Raw genomic sequence first — 18,969 nt, 5'->3', positions numbered from 1 at the left:
AGCTTACTCTTCTTATTTATCGTTGATTTACAGCTGTTTTTTCAATTCATAGAGTTGATTCAATGCATCCATTGGTGTCATTTCTAACAGATTCATTTGTTTCAATTTAGAAATAACTGCTGTTTCGGCATCGCTTAATTCACTGAACAAGGACAGTTGTTGCGTTTCTTCTTGTTCTATCGATACAGTATCAGTTACTGGTTGTGCTATTGCTTCAAGCGGTTCACTTGGAACAGCCACGGAATGATGGCTCACTTCTCCTGATTCTAATGTATGCAAAATATCTGCAGCTCTTGCTAATAAATTAGAAGGTAGCCCTGCAATTTTCGCTACATGGATTCCATAGCTTTTATCAGCTGGGCCATCCATCATCTTATGCAAAAATACTACTTCGCCGTCTTTTTCAACAGCTCCTACATGTACATTTTTTAATTGAGGTAATTCTTCCTCTAGTACTGTTAACTCATGGTAATGTGTAGAAAAGAGCGTTTTTGCTTGTACATGTTGATGGATATATTCAATGATCGCTTGAGCTAATGCCATTCCATCATAAGTCGCAGTTCCTCTACCTAATTCATCAAAAAGAATTAAGCTGTTTGGTGTCGCATGCCGCAACGCTTGATTGGCTTCCATCATTTCCACCATGAACGTACTTTGTCCAGCAATCAAGTCATCACTTGCACCAATCCGGGTAAAAATCCGATCAAAAATTGGTAAGATCGCTTTTTGCGCAGGGACGAAGCACCCCATTTGAGCCATTAAAACAGTTAATGCTAACTGACGCATATACGTACTTTTCCCTGACATGTTTGGTCCAGTTATCAATAAGATCATTTCATCTTCAGCCATATCCACACTATTGGGAATATATTCTTGATGTCCTAATACTTTTTCAACGACTGGGTGCCGACCTTCTTGAATCAGTAATTGATGTCGATCCGAGACCATCTCAGGACGAACATATTGGTATCGCTCACTGATCGTAGCAAAACTTTGCAGAACATCGGCTGTACTGATTGATTTTGCTAAAATTTGTAATGGTTTGATCGCTTTTTTGACTTCTTCTCTCACTGCTAAAAACAGCTGATATTCCAAATCAACAGACTTTTCTTCTGCTTCTAAAATTTGCGTCTCTAACTCTTTTAATTCTGGTGTGATAAAACGCTCTGCATTGGCCAATGTTTGTTTACGTTCATATTTTTCCAGTTCAACATTTGCCAGATTCGCTTTAGTGATTTCGATATAATAACCAAATACACGATTAAAGCCAACTTTTAAATTTTTGATCCCAGTCTGCTGACGTTCTCTTGCTTCTAACTCTGCTAGCCACTGCTTCCCATTAGTCATCGCAGAACGGTACGTATCTAACTGATCATTAAAACCATCTTTAATGATATTCCCCTCAGTAATTTGTAGGGGCGGGTCTTCTTGAATTGCTTGATCAATCAAATGAACCAGACCATCCATTGGTTGCATTTCCTTCAATAAGTCAGTCCACTGACCTTGATCGATCCCTTCGATCAGTTGACGAATCAGCGGTACTTGTTCTAAAGAAGTCTTTAATTGAATCAAGTCACGCCCATTGACATTTCCAAAAGCCACTCTTCCTGCTAGGCGTTCTAAATCATAAACCTTCGTCAATGCACTTTGTAGATCAAGTCGTTCAAAATAGCTATTCAAAAGAGAAGCTACCATTTCTTGTCGTGCCTTGATTTGATTGAGTTGAATCAGCGGACGGTCAAGCCATTGTTTCAGTAAACGCCCGCCCATAGCTGTTTTCGTTTCATCTAGCAACCATAAAAGCGTGCCGTGTTTTTTTCCTGTACGTATGGACTGGCTTAGTTCGAGGTTAAACTTAGAATAGTAATCCATTTTCAAATAGTGATCCGGTTGATACTCGATCGCTTTTTGGATATGCGCAAGACTTCTTTTTTGTGTCACTGCTAAATAAGTAAGTAATTTTCCTGTCACTTCTTTTTCAAGTGGATCGGATAGCTCACTGGTTAAGAAATTAAACTCTGCATTTTCTTCACTTGTTTCTTGTTTTGAGAAAACTAATCCTAATCGATTCTTTAATTGCTCAGCAAGTTTTTCACTAATTTCATTTCCTAAAACAAGTTCTTTTGTTTGCAAAGCCGTCGTTTCGTTCAGTACAGCTTCTTCATCAAACAAATGAGCAGTTTTTAACTCCCCTGTGCTTAAATCAGCATAGGCAAATCCAAATTCGTTGCCTTGGCTAACAATTGCTGTCAAAAAATTATTGTCTTTAGCAGATAGTCCCTTACTATCCATGACTGTTCCAGGTGTTACTAATTGAATCACTTCACGTTTAACCATCCCTTTGGTGGTCTTAGGATCTTCTACTTGTTCACAAATAGCCACTTTATAGCCTTTTTCAATTAAAATATCAATATAGCCTTGTGCTGCATGATGGGGTACCCCACACATTGGGATTGGTTCGTCTGCATTACGATTCCTGCTGGTTAATGTTAACTCTAAAATTTGAGACGCATTGATGGCATCTTCATAAAATAATTCATAAAAATCACCTAAACGATAGAACAAAAAAGCATCTTGGTATTGGGCCTTGATGCTTAAATATTGTTCCATCATTGGAGTATTCTTAGTTTTTTGAGGCATTGTCTTCCTCCTCTATCCAATTATTGATTTCATCTTGCAGCATTTTCGTCAAATGATGCAATAAATCATTTGCTTCAAGCAATTGTTTCCGATAAGCTACTACGATCGGATGTTGATCAAATTGTTTCGTCAATTGTTCAACCCGACCATTCGCTTCTTTTTCTGCTATTCTTTTCCCATAATAAGCATAGTTTGCTGCTTCTTTTTGTGCAGATTTGATATCTTCCGTTAACTTTTCTAAATAGGAACTAGTTTGTACTTTTCGCTCTAGTTCGTGGTAGCGGATGATCGTTTCATGTTCACTTAAAAGTTGAGCTAATTTATCCGCTTCTCGTTGAATATTCGGCTCTTTATGCAAAAGATGTCTCACTTTCTATTCTAAAAATGGACGGTCCTCGTTGATCTGGATTAATTGGATGGTTTTCGCTTTACCAGTTGCATCGTCAAATTCCAGTAAACAGCCACTCAAAATACCTCGTCCTCGTTCAACGACTTCAAAACGTTTCGGCAAAGCTGTTAAAAATTTTTCGATAACTGGTTCTCGGCGCATACCTAAAATTCCGTCATAAGGACCTGTCATACCTACATCAGTTAAATAGGCAGTTCCCTGCGGTAGAATCCGAGCATCATTGGTTTGTACATGCGTATGGGTCCCAATGACTGCTGAGACTTTTCCATCTAAGAACCATCCCATGGCTTGTTTCTCACTTGTCGTTTCTCCATGAAAATCAACGAAAATGATTGGCGTTCTTTTTTTTGCTTCGGCGATCAAGCGATCCATCTTGCGGAACGGATCATCTAAGTCGACCATAAAAGAACGTGCTTGCATGTTGATTACAGCTAGTTCTACTTGATTGACTTTCACGAATACCATTCCTTGACCTGGCGTTCCTTCAGGAAAGTTTGCTGGACGAACGATTTTTTTTGCTTGATCGATAAATTCAAAAATATCTCGGTTGTCCCAAGTATGATTGCCCATCGTGACAACATCTACACCGTCTTGTAAAAACTTTTTATAAATTTTTTCAGTTATTCCTCTTCCAGAAGCTGCATTTTCTCCATTTACGATTGTGACCTGTGGTTGATATTTCTTTTTTAAACGAGGAAGATAGGTTGTAATCATATCTCTTCCCATTGAACCTACTACATCACCAATAAATAAAACCCGCACACGTTTTCCTCTTCTCTTTTAACATCATTCTATATTATAGTTGTTTTTTTGTAGAAAGAAAAGGGCAGAAAAATCCTCTGCGTAACCCTCATCTGAAACTACTAAAAAACTAGCTGAAGTCAGTCTCCAACTAGTTCTTTTTACTATCCTAGATTATACTTGTTTATTTAAATCATGGAAAGTTGCTTCAATGCTTTCCAAATTCCATCTTCATCATTTGTATCAGTAACCAACTTCGCTTCTGCTTGTACCTCTGGAACTGCATTTCCCATTGCAACACCAATGCCTGACATACGCAGCATCTCCCGGTCATTTTGGCCATCACCGAAACTAATGATATCTTCTTGCGCAATTCCGACTTGTTCTGCTAGGTGTAAAATCGTGGCTGCTTTTGAACCGTCATGTGGAACAACATCCACACTTTTTTCATGCCAACGAACAAATCGAATCTTATCGTAACTAGAAAAATGATGATCGTAATTCTGATCAAAAAATGCTAAAGCTTGATAGATATCTTGTTCTTCCACAAAGTACTGATCCAGTTCAGGTAAAACAGCACCAAAAGAATGCATTGCCTCTTCCATCATTCCCACATGATTGGAAGAATAACGTTTGATATTATCTAGACTCACAAAAGCAGTATCGATATTTTTATCTTGTGCTTCTTTGACAAAATTGTCTAATTGTTCACGGTCAAGCAAATTTTTATAAACTTGTTCATGATCTAAAAATCCAGCAGCGCCATTACATAAGATATAATTTGTAAATGCTAGATCTCGGATAACCTCTTGCGCATGGAAACGACTACGCCCAGTAGCAATCGTTACCAAATGTCCTGCTTTACGTAACTTATCCAAGGCTTCTCTTGTGCTGTCTAATGCTTGTTTATTTGTGTCCAGTAGCGTCCCATCAATATCAAAAGCAAATAATTTACGTTTCATTTTTTTAGTCGACTCACTTTCTTATAAATACTTGCTTGCTTCTCTTCTTGTCAAAGCAGACCATTCTTTTGTCAATTGTTCTTTTACCCAAGAAACATTTGTCTTGCTATAATCGCGCAATGCCCACCCAATCGCCTTTTGAATAAAAAATTCCTTTGAGAAGCGATCTTCAGTAATCACTCGATCCAACAACAGCTGATTGGTAGCTTCTTTAAATCCTAACTGTAACGTAATTGCTATTCGCCGAAGCCAAAAATCTTCTTTTTTTTCAAACAAAAGAGAAACCGTCTCTAATTGTTCCATATGAAGTTTACACCATGTAGCATAAACTTTCCGCCAAGCATCAATCGTATCCCACCATGCTTTTTCCGGTACCAATACAGACAATTCGACCAACTCATCCAATGATAAACGTTTGATGTTTTGTTGAATCAAATCAATCGCCAGGTACTGATACTCCCGTTCTGTTTTTTCATAATAATAGAAAACAAGGAAAAAAAGTTCTGGAACATCAAGCACTTTGCTTTCACGCAAAAGTGTTTGTTGCAATTTCCAACGTTCTGGTTTGGGCACACCTGCAAATGAGAACTGATTTCTCATATACATTTCCATTGGATGTGCTTTTTCTTCATTTTTTTGAAAAACTAAAAGTTCCAAGACAGTCCTCCTTGAAAAATCAAGCCCGTATCTTAGGTGACAGCTGAAAAATCACTGTCACTACCTTTTAGTGGCTCTGTAGGTTGAAAATAGGCTGTGCTTACACAAGCATGATCCTTCATTTATTTCTTTTTAAGATTGGTACGTTTATTTTTCATGCTTTTAAAAGATACCCTCTTATTTTATAGAGTGAAACAAGGTTTGTAAAGCGTTTTTAAAGAGAAACGTACTTGACAGTTTCACCTTGTTTCCCTTATACTGGACTTTGTGTAAAATAATGCAGCGGAAAAATAATAATTTCGTCCCTAGTTCATTGCCCCGATTCGGGTTCAATTGCGTAACCGCGGCTGCAAAGGTGAAGATTGAAGAATGGACTACACGATTATGAATTTTTTATCGGATTATTTTACTCCAAAAACTAAATTTATTTTATTGGAGGAAATTTTAATGTCTCGTTATACAGGACCATCATGGAAAATTTCTCGTCGTCTAGGTATTTCATTATCAGGCACAGGAAAAGAATTAGCACGTCGCCCTTACGCTCCAGGTCAACATGGACCAAACAGCCGTGGCAAACAATCAGAATACGGTATGCAATTAACTGAAAAACAAAAACTACGTCACATGTACGGAATGAACGAACGTCAATTCCGTAACTTGTTCGTTAAAGCTAGCAAAATCAAAGAAGGTAAACACGGGGTTAACTTCATGATCTTACTAGAACAACGTTTAGACAATGTTGTTTATCGTCTAGGTCTTGCAACTACTCGTCGTCAAGCTCGCCAATTAGTTAACCATGGTCATGTGATGGTTGATGGCAAACGCGTTGATATCCCTTCATACCACGTTGAAGTTGGTCAAGTGATCTCAGTTCGTGAAAAATCACAAAACATGACAACAATCAAAGAAGCTGTTGAAGCAACTGTTGGTCGTCCAGCATTCGTAAGCTTCGATGCTGAAAAATTGGAAGGTTCATTAACTCGTTTACCAGAACGTGACGAACTATATCCAGAAATCGACGAAGCTCTTGTCGTTGAATACTACAACCAAAGCCTATAATTTTCAAAGCTTTGGCTTACAAGCCCACTATCTATTCGATAGTTGGGCTTTTTTTATGTAGATTTCCCTCTCTCTTTTCTAGCTCTCTTCTTTATTTGAATTTGATTCGCCCGTGTAACTCTCCTAGAATCATATGTTGAGACTTGCCAAAAAGTTCAAAATGAAACAATGTTTAACTGAACATATAACCTATCCTCAAAGGAAGATAGACTAATATTTTGAAGGAATACTTCGTTTATTTAAAAAATATACTTTACAAAAAATAATTTTTCTTATACAATTTCGTTAACTCAGAAAATAAAAATGGTTAACAAAGGAGAACTTATGACAAAATCACTCAAAGAACTCATTCTTGCTGCAGAATTTGCAGCGATCATTGCCGTTCTTTCACAATTCACTTTCCCTCTAGGTCTAATTCCTTTGACTGGACAGACTTTTGCCATTGGTTTAACTGCTACTTTCCTTGGTAAGAGAACAGGAACTGTCTCCGTCTTGATCTATCTTTTATTAGGTCTTATTGGGTTACCTGTTTTCTCGGGGATGTCTGGAGGGATTGGTGTATTATTCGGTCCTACCGGTGGCTATCTAGTTGGTTTTATCCTCCAGTCTTGGCTAATTGGATTTATCATGGAGAAAGTCGGTTCTCGCTATCCTCTGACAATATCCGCAAACTTAGTTGGTTCAGCAGCCGCATTATGCTGTGGCATGCTTTGGTTAATGATCAGTAGCAGTCTTTCTCTTCACACTGCATTTTTAAGTGGATTTCTTCCTTTTATAATCCCTGAAGCAATCAAATCGATTGCTGCCGCTTCGGTAGGTCTGTTTCTAAAAAAACGTTTGTCTCGACTTCAGTTGTTTAGTATGGATAAATAACTAGACAAAACAACTACTACGTTGTATTCCTTTACGAAAAATTTTTTAAAATAAAATCGTCACTGATTCAAACTGATTGTGACATTACCTAAATTCCTTGAATTGTTGATAAATAAAAAAAGCTTACAATCGTAAGCTTTCAGACTATAGACAAAGTGCTTATTTATAGTGTTTTGTCTTTTTTATACGTTAAAACAGAACGATAAATTGGAGCTGTACCCTATGCTTTCAAAACAAAGTAAGTTTAAAGATCTCTATAAAAAAAGAGAAGAAACGATTGAACGAATATTCAGCACCACAAAAGAATTTCATGGATTACGTTATACCAATCAAATAGGAATTGTAAAAATACACATGAAAATCGGGCTTACTTTTGCTTGTCTAAATATGAAAAAGCTAAATCAAAAAATATCAAGCGAAAAAAGAGTATTTTTCTAAAGAAAAGAAGACAAATTTTTCTTTTGTTTTTGAAAATAGACCTATAAAAAAGACAAACCTTATTTTTACATAAGGTTTGTCTTCAATCTGATATAAATTATATTTTGTAAAAATTTCTGATTCTTAATTCTTAATACGTTGCTATACAGTTGATTCGTGAACACCATGTACATTAGGATACTATCAGTAGCATTGAACTAACAGATCACTACTTTAAATTTTGGAAGGATCTATCGCCAGAAAAAAACGCCTCCAACATAAAATTAGAGACGTTTAAGCATTCTTTGTAGTAACTAAATAATTGTTGCCCCTTACCAAGCGGCAACTATATTTCCAAATCAACGTATTTATTTCTATATCATGAAAGAAAGCTCATCAATAGCAGTACACCTATTGTTATTACTAACTCCATAATATTTTCAATCCATACTGGAAAGAATAATCCTTTGTAAGGTGACCGAAAAAGGGATCGATATTTTTGGGGGATAGTGAAACTCAGTACACTAGATAGTGCCCATAGAAACAAAGCGAATGATGCATGGTGTTTCATAGCTAAAAAAAGACTTAGAGCTAAGAGAATAAATTGACAAATTCTTAGAAAACCCAGGGATTTCATCTCCCACCTCCTCATGTACTAAATACAATCTCTATACTCATTTATTATATCAATAAATTTAACAGAGATTGTATTTTAGTTTAAATGATCAATTTACCAACGGTTATCATATTTAGAAGACCATCTTGATTCAGTAAGTGTAATCCGAGCAGTACCGGTATTTCCATGGTTGTCAATTTTATCTCTGCAATCTTTTGAGTAAAGGGTAAGCTTACCCATTGCTATACCTGCTAAAAGAGCTGCAGCTCCAATAACTACTGATCCAGCAGAAGTACTAAATTTAGCTAAAGCCGTAGCAAGGCTACCGGTTCCTGCAGCAGCAACATACATACCATTATAAGCGGTACGAGCAGTTTGTTTGCCCGAAGCTGTATTATAATATACATTCCAGCCACCATTTTGTATACGTTGACCTAACCCAGCAGCGAAGGCTTCTGCTCCCTCATATTTGTTAAGTATATATTGTGCCGTGCTTTCAGGATTGGCCTTCGAAGCTACTTGATATTGAGGTGTAGCTAGTTCCTGTTCTAATGCGACCCATTTCGCATTTTTCACCACTTCTATTGAAGTTGCTTCTGGCACAGCAATTTCATCAGCTGCTACTACTATTGATGCCGTGGGAGAAAATATACCTAAACATAAAAGAATTGCGAAAAATAAAGCATAAATACTTTTAGAGGACCTACCAATTTCTTTTTTCATTTGTTCTGCTCCATTCATTTATTGTATTGCAAGCGTTTACAATACAATGATAACCCCTAATGGGAATTCATACATTATATTATCCAAAAAGAATGATGATAAAACGGTGTCATTATAATAACATTTTAGAAATGATAAAATATTTTTTTACAACACCAAAAAAGCTACACAATAATATTAATATAAATTAAATTTCTGTAAAAATAACAAACCTCATTTAAATTCTTTGTTTTATAGAAGGAGTGTTTTTCTAAAGAAAAACAGACCACTTTTTCTTTTGTTTTTGAAAATAGACCTATAAAAAAGACAAACCTCATTTTTACATAAGGTTTGTCTATAATCTGAAAGCTTTCAATCGTAAGCTTTTTTATCTTCTATTTTTTAAATCTTAGCTAACTCATCGCTTATTTTTTTAGATCCACTTTTTTACCGATCCAATAAATGATGACTCCTCCCACTAGCATGGAAGCTAGCACGCCCAAAGCAACGGTTCCCCAAGTGAAGAAAAACGGTAATTGATAGAATAGCTTTAATTGCCCAGCAACTGTAAACATAGAAAATGCAAAGATCAAAGCTGTAATCGCCATTTTTATTTTCATGTTTTTCACTCGTTTCGTTATCTCATAGTTGATCAATAAGACGAGTAAGGTGCTGATACTACCAACTACGACATCAATCCATCCCAGTGGTGAGGAAAGATTGGCTAGAGCCACACCTAGCGTGATAGCCAAAATATACTTTTTATTATAGAGCGACAAATAATTGAACATTTCGGAAAGACGTATTTGAATGGCACCAAAACTGATAACTGACAACACGAATGTAACTGCCACATATAAGCCTGTTACAAGTGCCATTCGAGCAATTTCTGCTGTGGTAAAACGATTAGTAGAACGAATTTTCTTTTGATCCATATTCTTTCTCCTTTACAAGGTCGTGATACAATCGATCATCCTTGTGGTCAAAAATGCCACAAAAGATCTCGTCTCTCTCAACTCTTGGTAATAACTACGACCAAAGGATGGGAATTGACTTCCAACTGAAGTGCCGTAGTGCGAATAAATTCGCTAATCATAGCTTATCTGAAAACAATAAAAAAGACAAAATCATTTTAATAACCAACCACCGTCGATTGGAATGATCGTCCCTTGGATATAGCTTGCTTGAGGGGTCGCCAAGAACAACGTTAATTCAGCAACTTCCTCTGGTTGCGCCCACCGTTTAACAGGTGTTTTATTCGCCACCCATTCTGCCATCTCACCATTTCCTGCAAAATCAGCTGCATTCATAGGTGTTTGAATCGCGCCTGGTGCAATTCCTTTGATACAAATACCTTTAGAAGCATAATCTAATGCTAATTGCTTCGTAAAGCCAACAATTGCATGCTTTGCGCTGGTATAGGCAATCCCGCCCCCACCACCGACAAAGCCAGCAATTGATGCCATATTGATGATTATCCCCTTTTCTTCCTCAAGCATATCTGGAAGGATCAAGTGCGTTAGCTGAAACATACTCTTGACATTAACAGCAAACACTCGATCCCATAAAGCTTCATCTGTTTCCAACAATGGCTGGTACTCATCTAAAATTCCTGCTGTATTCAGCAAGATCGCAACTTTTCCAAACGTTTCGTGACACTGTTCAACCGCCTTTTTTAACAAAGAATGATTCGTGATATCACCTAAAAAATAAGCAAAGGTTTCAGAAAATTGCTGGGATAGATCGTCCATTCGGCCTAATTGCTGATCAAAACCAAACACCCGCGAACCTTGTTCTAAAAAGGCTTTAGCTTGTGCCTGTCCGATACCTGAAGCTGCTCCAGTGACAAAAACAACTTTCTCTGTTAGATCACTGTATCTATTTTTCATTCCACAATGATCCAATCTTCAGCTAAAATGTCACAGACTGTAGGCGCAAAACTGGAAAATCCTTCGTCACTTGTTTTGATTAAAAAGTAAGGGGTAACGGGACAACCGTCAAATTCTTCTCCTGAAACAAGAACGACATACAATTCAAAACCACTCCAACCTTTTCGAATTACTTTATTCCCTTTTTTTAATGCTGGTAAAATTTCTTCAAATGTCATTTATTTCGTTCCTTTCTTTGTCTTTTCGGTCTTGGATCAACACAAATTTTTGGTACAATTGGATATAATCGTTTAACTGTAACTCTCCAGTCACGATAAAGTATTCTAAATCAGACCATGGCTTACGATGCACTTTGCTCGTTGAAAGTAATAAATCAACTTCTCGTCCCCGATAATCTGTTGGTAAAAATTTCAAACAATAAACATTTCGAAAAAAACGATGTAAGTCTTCTATTAACAACTGCTCTTCAAACAGAGGGAAATCTGTCATCAAAAGAATCGTGATCTGCGGTAACTTTGGTGTAAATGCACCCATTGTCTTTAAAACCGTTAAATACCGCCCCATCAAAAAAGACGTATTTTGAAATGCTAGCTGATCCACTTTTTGCTCGGTCTCAAAAAACAAATCGAGCCACTGGATAATTTCACTATTTTCGATCATCAAATGATTTATAAAGTCACTATCGTTCCCATCAATGGTTTCCTTAGCTTCTGGAAAAAGATAGGCAAATAAATGACTACTAAAAAGATAGGTTTCAGCTTCTTTTGTTAAGGGTTCTTCTGACAATCCTTGTTCCACTTGATAGAGAGCTAATGCTTCTTTTGCTTCATAAAGTGCATGGTAGGGTGGTGTTTGTCTCCTTCGATGGAAAGCAAACATTTCTTCTCGGATGTCTTCATCCGTATAGTACTCTTCTCGTGTCATCAAAACTAAAAATAACGCACCTAATTCTTCTTCATTTTGAAAATAGTTAGGAAACACTGGTTGCATCCAATGACAAAATTTTTGAAACATAGGATTATCAGTAATCAGTTGTCGCTTTCGTTCGTTTAACGATACGTAATGCTTCTGAGATTTACGCAAGAAGAAAGCTCCTAACATATACTCTAGTCTTCTTTTTTTGATCTCATTAAGGTGAACATTGAAAAAAGCCATGATTTGTTCAGCAATTTTTTTCACATCTAATTGTGAAATCGTTACAAAAGGCCAAATTTTCCCACGAAACAACTGCCAAAACGTCATGTGAAGGTAAAGCCGGATGATTTCTTCTTCTCCTTGCACCACATAAGTCCCACGTTGTAAATAAATCCCGTAATTTTTTAATTGTTCTCTCCACTCGTTGATCTTTCGACGCGCAGTTGATTCGCTGATATATTGTTTTTGAGCAAATTGATAGATCGTATGAAACTCTTCAAAAAAAATATCGTGCAATAGCTGGTATTTCAGCGTACTTTGCACGAGAAAAATCAAAAAACGCTCATGTTCGATAGAATCAAGCGTATCATAAAAGGAATAGCCAGAACGAGGGGTTTTCATAAACAATGTTTGAGAGCTCTCGTTGAACTGATGGTAATTTTTTGTTAATTCGTTTAAGTACTTAGCGACACTTCTTGCATCTAATTGGACTGTTTGTGCCAGTTCAGCAATCGTGTGCCACTGATGATCCTCGAAACTTTCCAGCAGGAGAATTTTATAATAAAGGTCTTTATCAAATCGTTTTAAATATTCAGATGACAAATACAACTTTTACCACTCCTTTATGCTAGAACGTTTTTTTCATTGTAGCATAAATCCTGGGAAACAACATCAAAACAGGTTAGTAAAAAACTGAAATAATAATGGTAATAAAAAGACGGTCAGCATGCCATTGACGCCAATGGCTAAGCCTGAAATAATCCCTTCGATCTCACCCAATTCGATTGCCTTTGCTGTACCAATCGCATGAGAGGTACTTCCTAAAGCAACCCCCTTAGCAATCGGACTGCTGATCTTAAAAAGACGAAAGATATGAGTAGCGATCAACGACCCAAAGATACCAGTAGAAACAACAATTGCAAGCGTGACCGCATTGATTCCTCCCATCGTATGAGAAAGATCAACAGATATCGCTGTTGTCACTGATTTAGGTAGCAGAGAAATGACCATCGCTTTTTTTAATGTAAATAAATAGCCAATACCCACACTGACTAAGCAATTAGCTACGATCCCCGCTAAGATTGCCGCAATGACTGGGAAAAAATTTTCTTTTAACAAATGAAAATTTTTATATAAGGGAATAGCTAATGCAACTGTTGCTGGCGTAATCATCATGGTCAAAAAATTCCCACCCACATTATAATCCTGGTAACTGATTCCAGAAAAATGAAGAAAAAGAATGATCACTAAAATAGACAATACCAACGGATTGATAATTGGCAATTTATACTTGCGTAAAAATTTATCTGATAATACGTAGACACCTAACGTTAAGCTTAATCCAAATAATGGGTTACGAATAAATTCAGTCAATTTGTTGCTCCTTCCTTTTGATTTTCTGCAACTTTTGGCTACTTGTTTGTTTCAATTGAACAGATTGTAACATTTTTTCTACTACTTCTGCCGTTTTGCCTGCTACGACCATCGTTACGATCGAACAGATCACTACCGCACCTAATAAAATAGGCCAAATTGTCGCAATATCACCAAAATAGTCAAGTAAACCTACCCCTGCCGGGACGAATAAAATCGTTAAATTATTTAATAAAAAATCACCTGTTCCTCCTAAATGCTCAGGCTTTACTAGTCGCATCTCAAAAGCTAGGAACAAAAATAAGATACCTAGGATACTTCCAGGAATTGGTAAATGGAACAATACACGAGTTCCTTCACCTAAAACTGAGAAAAAGAGGATAATAAAAAATTCTTGAAAAAATTTCATCTATGAAACACTCCTTATTGTTAGCTTTCATTTTACTAACAATATTTTTCTGAAATTTTCAAATTGTGCTGTTTCTAAAGTACAATATTTGAAAAATATAATCGTTTTTTTTTGGTATATTTATAATTAAGGTTGGTGTTTTGTGGGAAAGTTCCATACGTTGTTTTGGAAGTTGGTCAGATTTCTTTTATACATAGAAATCATTTTTTTATCTGCACTTATTTATGACCAATAAAAACGTCGGATGCGAAGCACTACACCTATTGTGTTGTTGTTTCTTTTTTTTTGCATTTTTATAAATTTTGGAGGTATATATGGATTATTCACTTATGACCCGTCTTGTGGCGGAAATGATCGGTACAGCTTTATTAATCATTCTTGGGAATGGTGCTGTAGCAAACGTAGATTTAAAAGGAACAAAAGGTTATGGAAGTGACTGGATGTTGATCGCTGTAGGTTATGGCTGTGGTGTAATGATGCCAGCAATGATTTTTGGTGGTATCAGTGGAAATCATATTAACCCAGCGTTCACAATTGCTCTTGCCTCAAATGGTTTATTCCCATGGGCTGAAGTATTACCTTATATTGCTGCTCAATTGATTGGTGCCGCAATTGGACAATTGATCGTTGTAGCTTGCTACAAACCTTATTATGATCAAACAGACGATGTAAACCATGTATTAGGTACTTTCTCAACAATCAACAGTGTTGGTTCTAAATTCAATGGTTTTGTTAATGAATTCTTTGGATCATTTGTTTTATTCTTTGGTGCACTAGGAATTACTAAAGCACCTTTCTTCCAAGACAATCTTGGTACAGCACACTTAGCTCTTGGTTTCTTAGTATGGACGTTAGTTGCTTCTCTCGGCGGACCTACTGGACCTGGTTTGAACCCAGCACGTGACTTCGCACCACGTTTAGTCCACGCATTGTTACCATTAAAACATAAAGGTTCATCACAATGGGGTTATGCATGGGTACCTGTTGTTGCACCGATTTGTGCTGGTATCGTTGCTGTCTTCTTATACAAATTCTTATTTATGGCTTAATTTATCAAAAAAACTTGGAATCACTTCGATTCCAAGTTTTTTTATTTGGAGAAAAAATTGATTTCTGTCCTCTTTTAACCTATGTCATACTATGCAAAGAACGCAAAATAAATTGCAGACTTTACTATTTATTTTATAAATGGAGGAACTCCTATGCCTTACGAAACAGAGCTTCAACGACATCTTGATATATTTGCTCTTTCTTTATCATTAAAGAAAAATAATAGATGGTCTCCGGAAGATGATAAAGTGAATTACCCACTTTTATTTTCTATTTATATTAAAATGATCCAACAAGATGAACAAGAATTTTTTGTACGTAAGCAAGACAAATTAAAAATGATTCAGTCACTCAACCGAAGCAAGGATTTCTATTCTTTTACTCGTCACACACAACTTTTTCATACTTTAAAGCGGATGATTTCAAATGATCCTCGAGATTTTATTCTTTTACCCTTATCTTATAGTATAAAGAAAAATAAAAAAAGTGGTCATGTTTCCGGAGCACTCATCTACAAAGAAACGAAAAACTATAGAATTATTCTAGTGGATAAAAGGAAGCACCTGTCAAACTCATCTGTAAATATGGTTAAAATTCCTTCGGAGAAAATGGCTCCCCTTTGTAAAGAATTGTTTGCACAGAGAGATCATCCTAAACTCGAAACTTGTTATGATATTCTGTACAGAATTATTGACCATTCCTCTTCTAACAGCTTTTCGTCACTAGACTATACGATGCATGAACAAAAAGAAGGAAATTGTGTGGTCAAAGAAATAGAAGCTACTGCAAAAACTGCGCTCTTACATTGCCGCCATGACCTTCTTGCTTCACAAGGTAAAAAAAAATTAAAATGGAGTGATGTTCCCGAGTCCACTTTGGAGATGCAAAAACGTTTTTTAACTGTGATCAAATCAAAATACATAAAATCTCCTCTTCCTGATTATTTCTTTGAAATTTACAAATTGAGAAAACGAGCGAATGATGAACATTCGCCTTTAACAACGACAGAAAAAAAAAGAATACATGAAATATACAAAAAAATATTTGCCGATCATCCAGAAATTCAAGAAATCTTCAAAGAAACGCCTTCTAGTAACCTTTCAAAAGTAGAGAAACCAATACAGTTAAACAAAGCAATTATAGCAGATCCGAAAATGGGTAAGTATCCAAAAGCTGGCAATACCAAAAATATGATCAATATTTTTGAAAAAATAACTGACGAAAAAAATAGGATAGCTAACGGACTAAGAACCGAAAAAAGGACGCCAAAAGATGAGTTCATTCGCTAAAGGGGATAATGTGAATCAATAATCCGATTGTGCTCAACAAGAAAAAATAAACGAGTGCCTAGCTCCGCAATAAATAGTTAGACCGTGACCGTTCTAACCCTATTTTCAAAAAATGATATTACTCGTTGACAATGGAATAAAAAGCCATGACAACCCTTCTAATAAGAAATGGTCGTCATGGCTTTTGCAAACTCTTCGTACAAATGTTCATTGCGGTAGCGATTAAACTCTGGGTCGTGTTTTCGTAATAGCGTGCGTAACTTCATGGGATGATAACTATCGATCAAGTGATTTTTTCGTACAAACTCCCTCGTCAATTGCCATTCATAATAATAGCCAAAAGGACGGCAACTATAGCGGGTACCATGAATGATTTTATCTTCAAAACGACGATGGGTATGTCCAAAAACAACCTGTTTGATATTATCGTATTGATCTAATAGTTGTCCAAAAGAAGCTGAACCTAAAAAAGCATTTAAGTTGTTCCAGCGTTCGTATGGAGCGTTTTGATAGACAATAAAGTCTTTTTTAGGAACAAAATGTGTCGCTAAAATAACGTCCAGTTTTTTTGCTTCTAACTGGTCTAGTAACTTTTTCATTGCTATCAGAACTCGAGCGTTGACTTCAATGTCACTTCCCTCTCGTTTAATAAAACGATCATACCAGTAAAGGTTCTTCATGCGCAGAATTTGTTTATTTTCTTTTAATTCTGAGAATTGATAATCATACCAACCATTCATCCCAAGTAGGACTGTCTGCTTATTCAACGCCAGATATCGTTCATTTAAAAAGTGAGAATCCGGGAAATGATTCATCATTTCTTCTCCCTCAACATCTGCCAATTCATGGTTCCCAAAGTTGAACGTTGTAGGAATTCCTTTTTTGGCAAAAAATTCAACAACTGCTTGGCAAAGATCGACTTTATTCGCCACATCTCCTGCTAAGTGAAGCCGTGTGATCCCTTTGTCTGTGAGAACCTTCCACAAAATCAGCCATTCTTGTTCACTAAACTGATTGATATCTACATGTAAATCGCTGATAATTGCCAAGTTTCCCATACGCTTACCTTCTGTCTCCTATTTTCTACTCGTGATGTATGATTTGAAGATTACCTTTTAGTAATCCACTGGGGCCTTTTAACTGTAAACTCTTATAAGTCGGTTCAACTGCAATTGTCGTCGGATCATCTAGATACATCAATGCACTTTTTTTGATGTAGATTGGTCCAACAGCTGTTTCTACTTTGACAGAGTATAAACTCAAATCTTTTGTTGTCTCTTTCTTTACGAGAATCAAACGAAAGGATGTATCAATCTGACAAGTTACTCGACTGTCGGCAAAAGGACCATCTCCGTCTTCAATATCAAGTAATAACTGTTCATCTTCATTTTGTTGTGCTAATAATTTTTCTTTTGCTTCATCTGTTAGTAATAATTCCATTCTTATCACCTCAAACTTAGCTTAATGATTTTACAACTCAGATGCAACTAACTTGTTTATGCTACACCTTTATCAACTTCTACCTGCTTGCCATTCTTGTCGTGTCAATCCTCGCAAGACAACTGAAACGATTTTTCCTTTGAAACGCCTTGCATCAGGGATGATTCCTTCTTTTTTCATCCCAAGTTTTTCCATTACACGCCCCGACTTAGGGTTTTCTGCATCGTGATAAGCAAAGATTCGGACCAAGTTTAACTCTTCAAATCCTAATTTTATCAATGCTTGACTCGCTTCTGGAACAAATCCTCTTCCCCAATAGTTCTTATTCAGTGCATATCCGATCTCTGCGTTATCTTCATTTTCTTGTACTCTTAAATCAATTGTCCCGATGAATTGTTGATTTTCTTTTAATTCAATACCGTACTTCCCTAAAGGTGCTGACATAAAATAATTAGCGATGCTGTTTTTCGTATCTTCAACGGATTGATGTGTTGGAAATACAAACCGTGTCGTTTCTTCATCATGAGCATAGTCATACATGTCTTTTGCATCATTTAATGTAACGGGGCGTAAAATCAAGCGCTCTGTTTCAATACGTTGATGTTGCGCAAAAACCAAATTTCGATTGATCAATTGTTCCATCGCTATCCTCACCTTTTGCTTTTTCGTTTTCTTAACTGTAGCGAAATTTGTTATAACTTTCAACTACTTCCGTCGAAAGAATTCTTAAACCTGCCTAAAATAAAGGACTGGAAAGTTCAAAATAAAAAATCCTTAATCATTGCTTGAAAAAGAATAATTTTTTGTTCACGTTTTATTAACATCTTTTCGTTATCGTTGAAATAACCAATAAATACAATGGATATCGGAGGAGTTCCTATGAGAGAATATACGAAAAAAATCTATTTTATTGAAGAAACCCAAAATATTGAAGGATCTTATATTGAAGTAAAAACCTTATTTGTCAACGAGGATAAAGAACAAGCCCTCACGACATTTAAACAATTATCAAAAAAACTAATGCCGTCTTTTGGCTTAGTACTCGGTGAGTATAAAATCAAAGCCGGAAAAAGTTATTTTTCCCAATTATTACAACGGTGGGCACATTTACCAGCTGAATTCTATCGTACGATGACAATTTTAAATTACCAAACATTAGCTGAAACAAAAGGATAAAAATTTAAGTTTTATTTATGTTTCGTTTATTATCCTTATCAACACCATAGGAGGCGAACGAGATGATAAAAAAATTTTTCACACGATTATTTACCCAGCATCAACCTAGAATTAATCCTTATGAAGTCGAAA

Annotated in this window: 20 protein-coding genes and 1 pseudogene; 6 read left to right on the top strand and 15 right to left on the bottom strand. The window is 36.2% G+C overall.

Annotated features, from left to right (window positions below; all coding sequences use genetic code 11):
• Nucleotides 1-27 precede the first annotated feature (27 nt).
• The 5 genes from mutS to IGK21_RS00715 all read right to left on the bottom strand — a co-directional run bounded on the left by mutS (nucleotide 28) and on the right by IGK21_RS00715 (nucleotide 5,409).
• Entirely contained in the window at nucleotides 28-2,640 is a 2,613-nt protein-coding gene (mutS, locus tag IGK21_RS00735; protein WP_094940933.1) for a DNA mismatch repair protein MutS, read from the bottom strand.
• Nucleotides 2,624-2,998 carry a YlbF family regulator gene (locus IGK21_RS00730; RefSeq protein ID WP_010736830.1) on the bottom strand — a complete coding sequence of 125 codons (375 nt, stop codon included), beginning with the start codon at nucleotides 2,996-2,998 and terminating at the stop codon, nucleotides 2,624-2,626. Before IGK21_RS00730 ends, mutS begins: the two co-directional genes overlap by 17 nt.
• Before the next feature lie 15 nt (nucleotides 2,999-3,013).
• A complete protein-coding gene (locus tag IGK21_RS00725; protein ID WP_010720381.1) occupies nucleotides 3,014-3,811 on the bottom strand; it encodes a TIGR00282 family metallophosphoesterase in 798 nt (265 codons plus the stop codon).
• A 167-nt stretch (nucleotides 3,812-3,978) separates the two neighbouring features.
• Complete coding sequence (locus tag IGK21_RS00720) at nucleotides 3,979-4,752, bottom strand: Cof-type HAD-IIB family hydrolase (RefSeq protein ID WP_010720382.1); 774 nt, start codon at nucleotides 4,750-4,752, stop codon at nucleotides 3,979-3,981.
• Between the two features lie 21 nt (nucleotides 4,753-4,773).
• Nucleotides 4,774-5,409, bottom strand: a complete 636-nt coding sequence (locus IGK21_RS00715; RefSeq protein WP_034698678.1) for a DNA alkylation repair protein — start codon at nucleotides 5,407-5,409, stop codon at nucleotides 4,774-4,776.
• A gap of 447 nt (nucleotides 5,410-5,856) precedes the next feature.
• Here IGK21_RS00715 and rpsD point away from each other — a divergent pair, with 447 nt between their 5' ends.
• From rpsD to IGK21_RS00700, 3 genes and pseudogenes are all read left to right on the top strand, one after another.
• Nucleotides 5,857-6,468, top strand: a complete 612-nt coding sequence (rpsD, locus tag IGK21_RS00710; RefSeq protein WP_010720384.1) for a 30S ribosomal protein S4 — start codon at nucleotides 5,857-5,859, stop codon at nucleotides 6,466-6,468.
• A gap of 324 nt (nucleotides 6,469-6,792) precedes the next feature.
• Nucleotides 6,793-7,341: a biotin transporter BioY gene (locus tag IGK21_RS00705; protein ID WP_010736828.1), complete on the top strand. Its 549-nt coding sequence runs from the start codon at nucleotides 6,793-6,795 to the stop codon at nucleotides 7,339-7,341.
• A 246-nt stretch (nucleotides 7,342-7,587) separates the two neighbouring features.
• A pseudogene (locus tag IGK21_RS00700) lies at nucleotides 7,588-7,740 on the top strand (transposase); the annotation flags it as partial.
• Between the two features lie 748 nt (nucleotides 7,741-8,488).
• Here IGK21_RS00700 and IGK21_RS00695 read toward each other — a convergent pair.
• From IGK21_RS00695 to IGK21_RS00665, 7 genes are all read right to left on the bottom strand, one after another.
• On the bottom strand, nucleotides 8,489-9,097 hold the full coding sequence (locus IGK21_RS00695) for a hypothetical protein (protein ID WP_141639396.1): 609 nt from the start codon (nucleotides 9,095-9,097) through the stop codon (nucleotides 8,489-8,491).
• 404 nt (nucleotides 9,098-9,501) lie between these two features.
• Nucleotides 9,502-10,011 carry a QueT transporter family protein gene (locus IGK21_RS00690; protein WP_181914753.1) on the bottom strand — a complete coding sequence of 170 codons (510 nt, stop codon included), beginning with the start codon at nucleotides 10,009-10,011 and terminating at the stop codon, nucleotides 9,502-9,504.
• A 192-nt stretch (nucleotides 10,012-10,203) separates the two neighbouring features.
• Nucleotides 10,204-10,965, bottom strand: a complete 762-nt coding sequence (locus IGK21_RS00685) for a 3-oxoacyl-ACP reductase (protein ID WP_181914752.1) — start codon at nucleotides 10,963-10,965, stop codon at nucleotides 10,204-10,206.
• Entirely contained in the window at nucleotides 10,962-11,183 is a 222-nt protein-coding gene (locus tag IGK21_RS00680) for a DUF2829 domain-containing protein (RefSeq protein ID WP_010720389.1), read from the bottom strand. The genes IGK21_RS00685 and IGK21_RS00680 overlap by 4 nt, the downstream gene beginning before the upstream one ends.
• Nucleotides 11,173-12,708 (bottom strand): helix-turn-helix domain-containing protein, encoded by a 1,536-nt coding sequence (locus IGK21_RS00675; protein ID WP_010720390.1) that lies wholly within the window; start codon nucleotides 12,706-12,708, stop codon nucleotides 11,173-11,175. Before IGK21_RS00675 ends, IGK21_RS00680 begins: the two co-directional genes overlap by 11 nt.
• A 63-nt stretch (nucleotides 12,709-12,771) precedes the next feature.
• On the bottom strand, nucleotides 12,772-13,473 hold the full coding sequence (locus tag IGK21_RS00670) for an LrgB family protein (protein WP_010720391.1): 702 nt from the start codon (nucleotides 13,471-13,473) through the stop codon (nucleotides 12,772-12,774).
• Nucleotides 13,466-13,882: a CidA/LrgA family protein gene (locus tag IGK21_RS00665; protein ID WP_010720392.1), complete on the bottom strand. Its 417-nt coding sequence runs from the start codon at nucleotides 13,880-13,882 to the stop codon at nucleotides 13,466-13,468. The genes IGK21_RS00670 and IGK21_RS00665 overlap by 8 nt, the downstream gene beginning before the upstream one ends.
• A 314-nt stretch (nucleotides 13,883-14,196) precedes the next feature.
• On the opposite strand from IGK21_RS00665, the gene IGK21_RS00660 reads away from it, so the two are divergent.
• The gene (locus IGK21_RS00660; RefSeq protein WP_010720393.1) at nucleotides 14,197-14,931 is read left to right on the top strand and encodes an MIP/aquaporin family protein; all 735 of its coding nucleotides are present in this window, start codon (nucleotides 14,197-14,199) and stop codon (nucleotides 14,929-14,931) included.
• Nucleotides 14,932-15,084: 153 nt separating this feature from the next.
• A complete protein-coding gene (locus tag IGK21_RS00655) occupies nucleotides 15,085-16,221 on the top strand; it encodes a hypothetical protein (RefSeq protein WP_051641763.1) in 1,137 nt (378 codons plus the stop codon).
• Between the two features lie 158 nt (nucleotides 16,222-16,379).
• On the opposite strand, the gene IGK21_RS00650 is transcribed toward IGK21_RS00655, so the two are convergent.
• From IGK21_RS00650 to IGK21_RS00640, 3 genes are all read right to left on the bottom strand, one after another.
• A complete protein-coding gene (locus IGK21_RS00650) occupies nucleotides 16,380-17,279 on the bottom strand; it encodes a metallophosphoesterase (RefSeq protein WP_034698666.1) in 900 nt (299 codons plus the stop codon).
• Nucleotides 17,280-17,304: 25 nt separating this feature from the next.
• Nucleotides 17,305-17,661, bottom strand: a complete 357-nt coding sequence (locus IGK21_RS00645) for an iron-sulfur cluster biosynthesis family protein (RefSeq protein WP_010736822.1) — start codon at nucleotides 17,659-17,661, stop codon at nucleotides 17,305-17,307.
• 72 nt (nucleotides 17,662-17,733) lie between these two features.
• Nucleotides 17,734-18,303 carry a GNAT family N-acetyltransferase gene (locus IGK21_RS00640; protein WP_010720398.1) on the bottom strand — a complete coding sequence of 190 codons (570 nt, stop codon included), beginning with the start codon at nucleotides 18,301-18,303 and terminating at the stop codon, nucleotides 17,734-17,736.
• A gap of 237 nt (nucleotides 18,304-18,540) precedes the next feature.
• Between IGK21_RS00640 and IGK21_RS00635 the strand changes: the two genes are divergently transcribed.
• Nucleotides 18,541-18,837 (top strand): hypothetical protein, encoded by a 297-nt coding sequence (locus IGK21_RS00635; protein WP_034698663.1) that lies wholly within the window; start codon nucleotides 18,541-18,543, stop codon nucleotides 18,835-18,837.
• The last annotated feature ends 132 nt before the right edge of the window (nucleotides 18,838-18,969 follow it).

Origin of the sequence: Enterococcus sp. DIV1421a, from assembly GCF_051711025.1 — a bacterium.
GTDB classification, from domain to species: Bacteria; Bacillota; Bacilli; order Lactobacillales; family Enterococcaceae; genus Enterococcus_B; species Enterococcus_B hirae.
Note: the sequence above shows the minus strand (reverse complement) of the source record. Positions and strands in the feature narration are given on the sequence as shown.

What these genes read in the sequence shown, in the direction of transcription:
- IGK21_RS00655 (WP_051641763.1), top strand. Translation starts at nt 15,085, where the DNA reads ATGCCTTACGAAACAGAGCTTCAACGACATCTTGATATATTTGCTCTT.
- IGK21_RS00650 (WP_034698666.1), bottom strand. Translation starts at nt 17,279, where the DNA reads ATGGGAAACTTGGCAATTATCAGCGATTTACATGTAGATATCAATCAG.
- IGK21_RS00640 (WP_010720398.1), bottom strand. Translation starts at nt 18,303, where the DNA reads ATGGAACAATTGATCAATCGAAATTTGGTTTTTGCGCAACATCAACGT.
- IGK21_RS00645 (WP_010736822.1), bottom strand. Translation starts at nt 17,661, where the DNA reads ATGGAATTATTACTAACAGATGAAGCAAAAGAAAAATTATTAGCACAA.
- IGK21_RS00680 (WP_010720389.1), bottom strand. Translation starts at nt 11,183, where the DNA reads ATGACATTTGAAGAAATTTTACCAGCATTAAAAAAAGGGAATAAAGTA.
- mutS (WP_094940933.1), bottom strand. Translation starts at nt 2,640, where the DNA reads ATGCCTCAAAAAACTAAGAATACTCCAATGATGGAACAATATTTAAGC.
- IGK21_RS00665 (WP_010720392.1), bottom strand. Translation starts at nt 13,882, where the DNA reads ATGAAATTTTTTCAAGAATTTTTTATTATCCTCTTTTTCTCAGTTTTA.
- IGK21_RS00635 (WP_034698663.1), top strand. Translation starts at nt 18,541, where the DNA reads ATGAGAGAATATACGAAAAAAATCTATTTTATTGAAGAAACCCAAAAT.
- IGK21_RS00685 (WP_181914752.1), bottom strand. Translation starts at nt 10,965, where the DNA reads ATGAAAAATAGATACAGTGATCTAACAGAGAAAGTTGTTTTTGTCACT.
- IGK21_RS00695 (WP_141639396.1), bottom strand. Translation starts at nt 9,097, where the DNA reads ATGAAAAAAGAAATTGGTAGGTCCTCTAAAAGTATTTATGCTTTATTT.
- IGK21_RS00720 (WP_010720382.1), bottom strand. Translation starts at nt 4,752, where the DNA reads ATGAAACGTAAATTATTTGCTTTTGATATTGATGGGACGCTACTGGAC.
- IGK21_RS00705 (WP_010736828.1), top strand. Translation starts at nt 6,793, where the DNA reads ATGACAAAATCACTCAAAGAACTCATTCTTGCTGCAGAATTTGCAGCG.
- IGK21_RS00660 (WP_010720393.1), top strand. Translation starts at nt 14,197, where the DNA reads ATGGATTATTCACTTATGACCCGTCTTGTGGCGGAAATGATCGGTACA.
- IGK21_RS00690 (WP_181914753.1), bottom strand. Translation starts at nt 10,011, where the DNA reads ATGGATCAAAAGAAAATTCGTTCTACTAATCGTTTTACCACAGCAGAA.
- rpsD (WP_010720384.1), top strand. Translation starts at nt 5,857, where the DNA reads ATGTCTCGTTATACAGGACCATCATGGAAAATTTCTCGTCGTCTAGGT.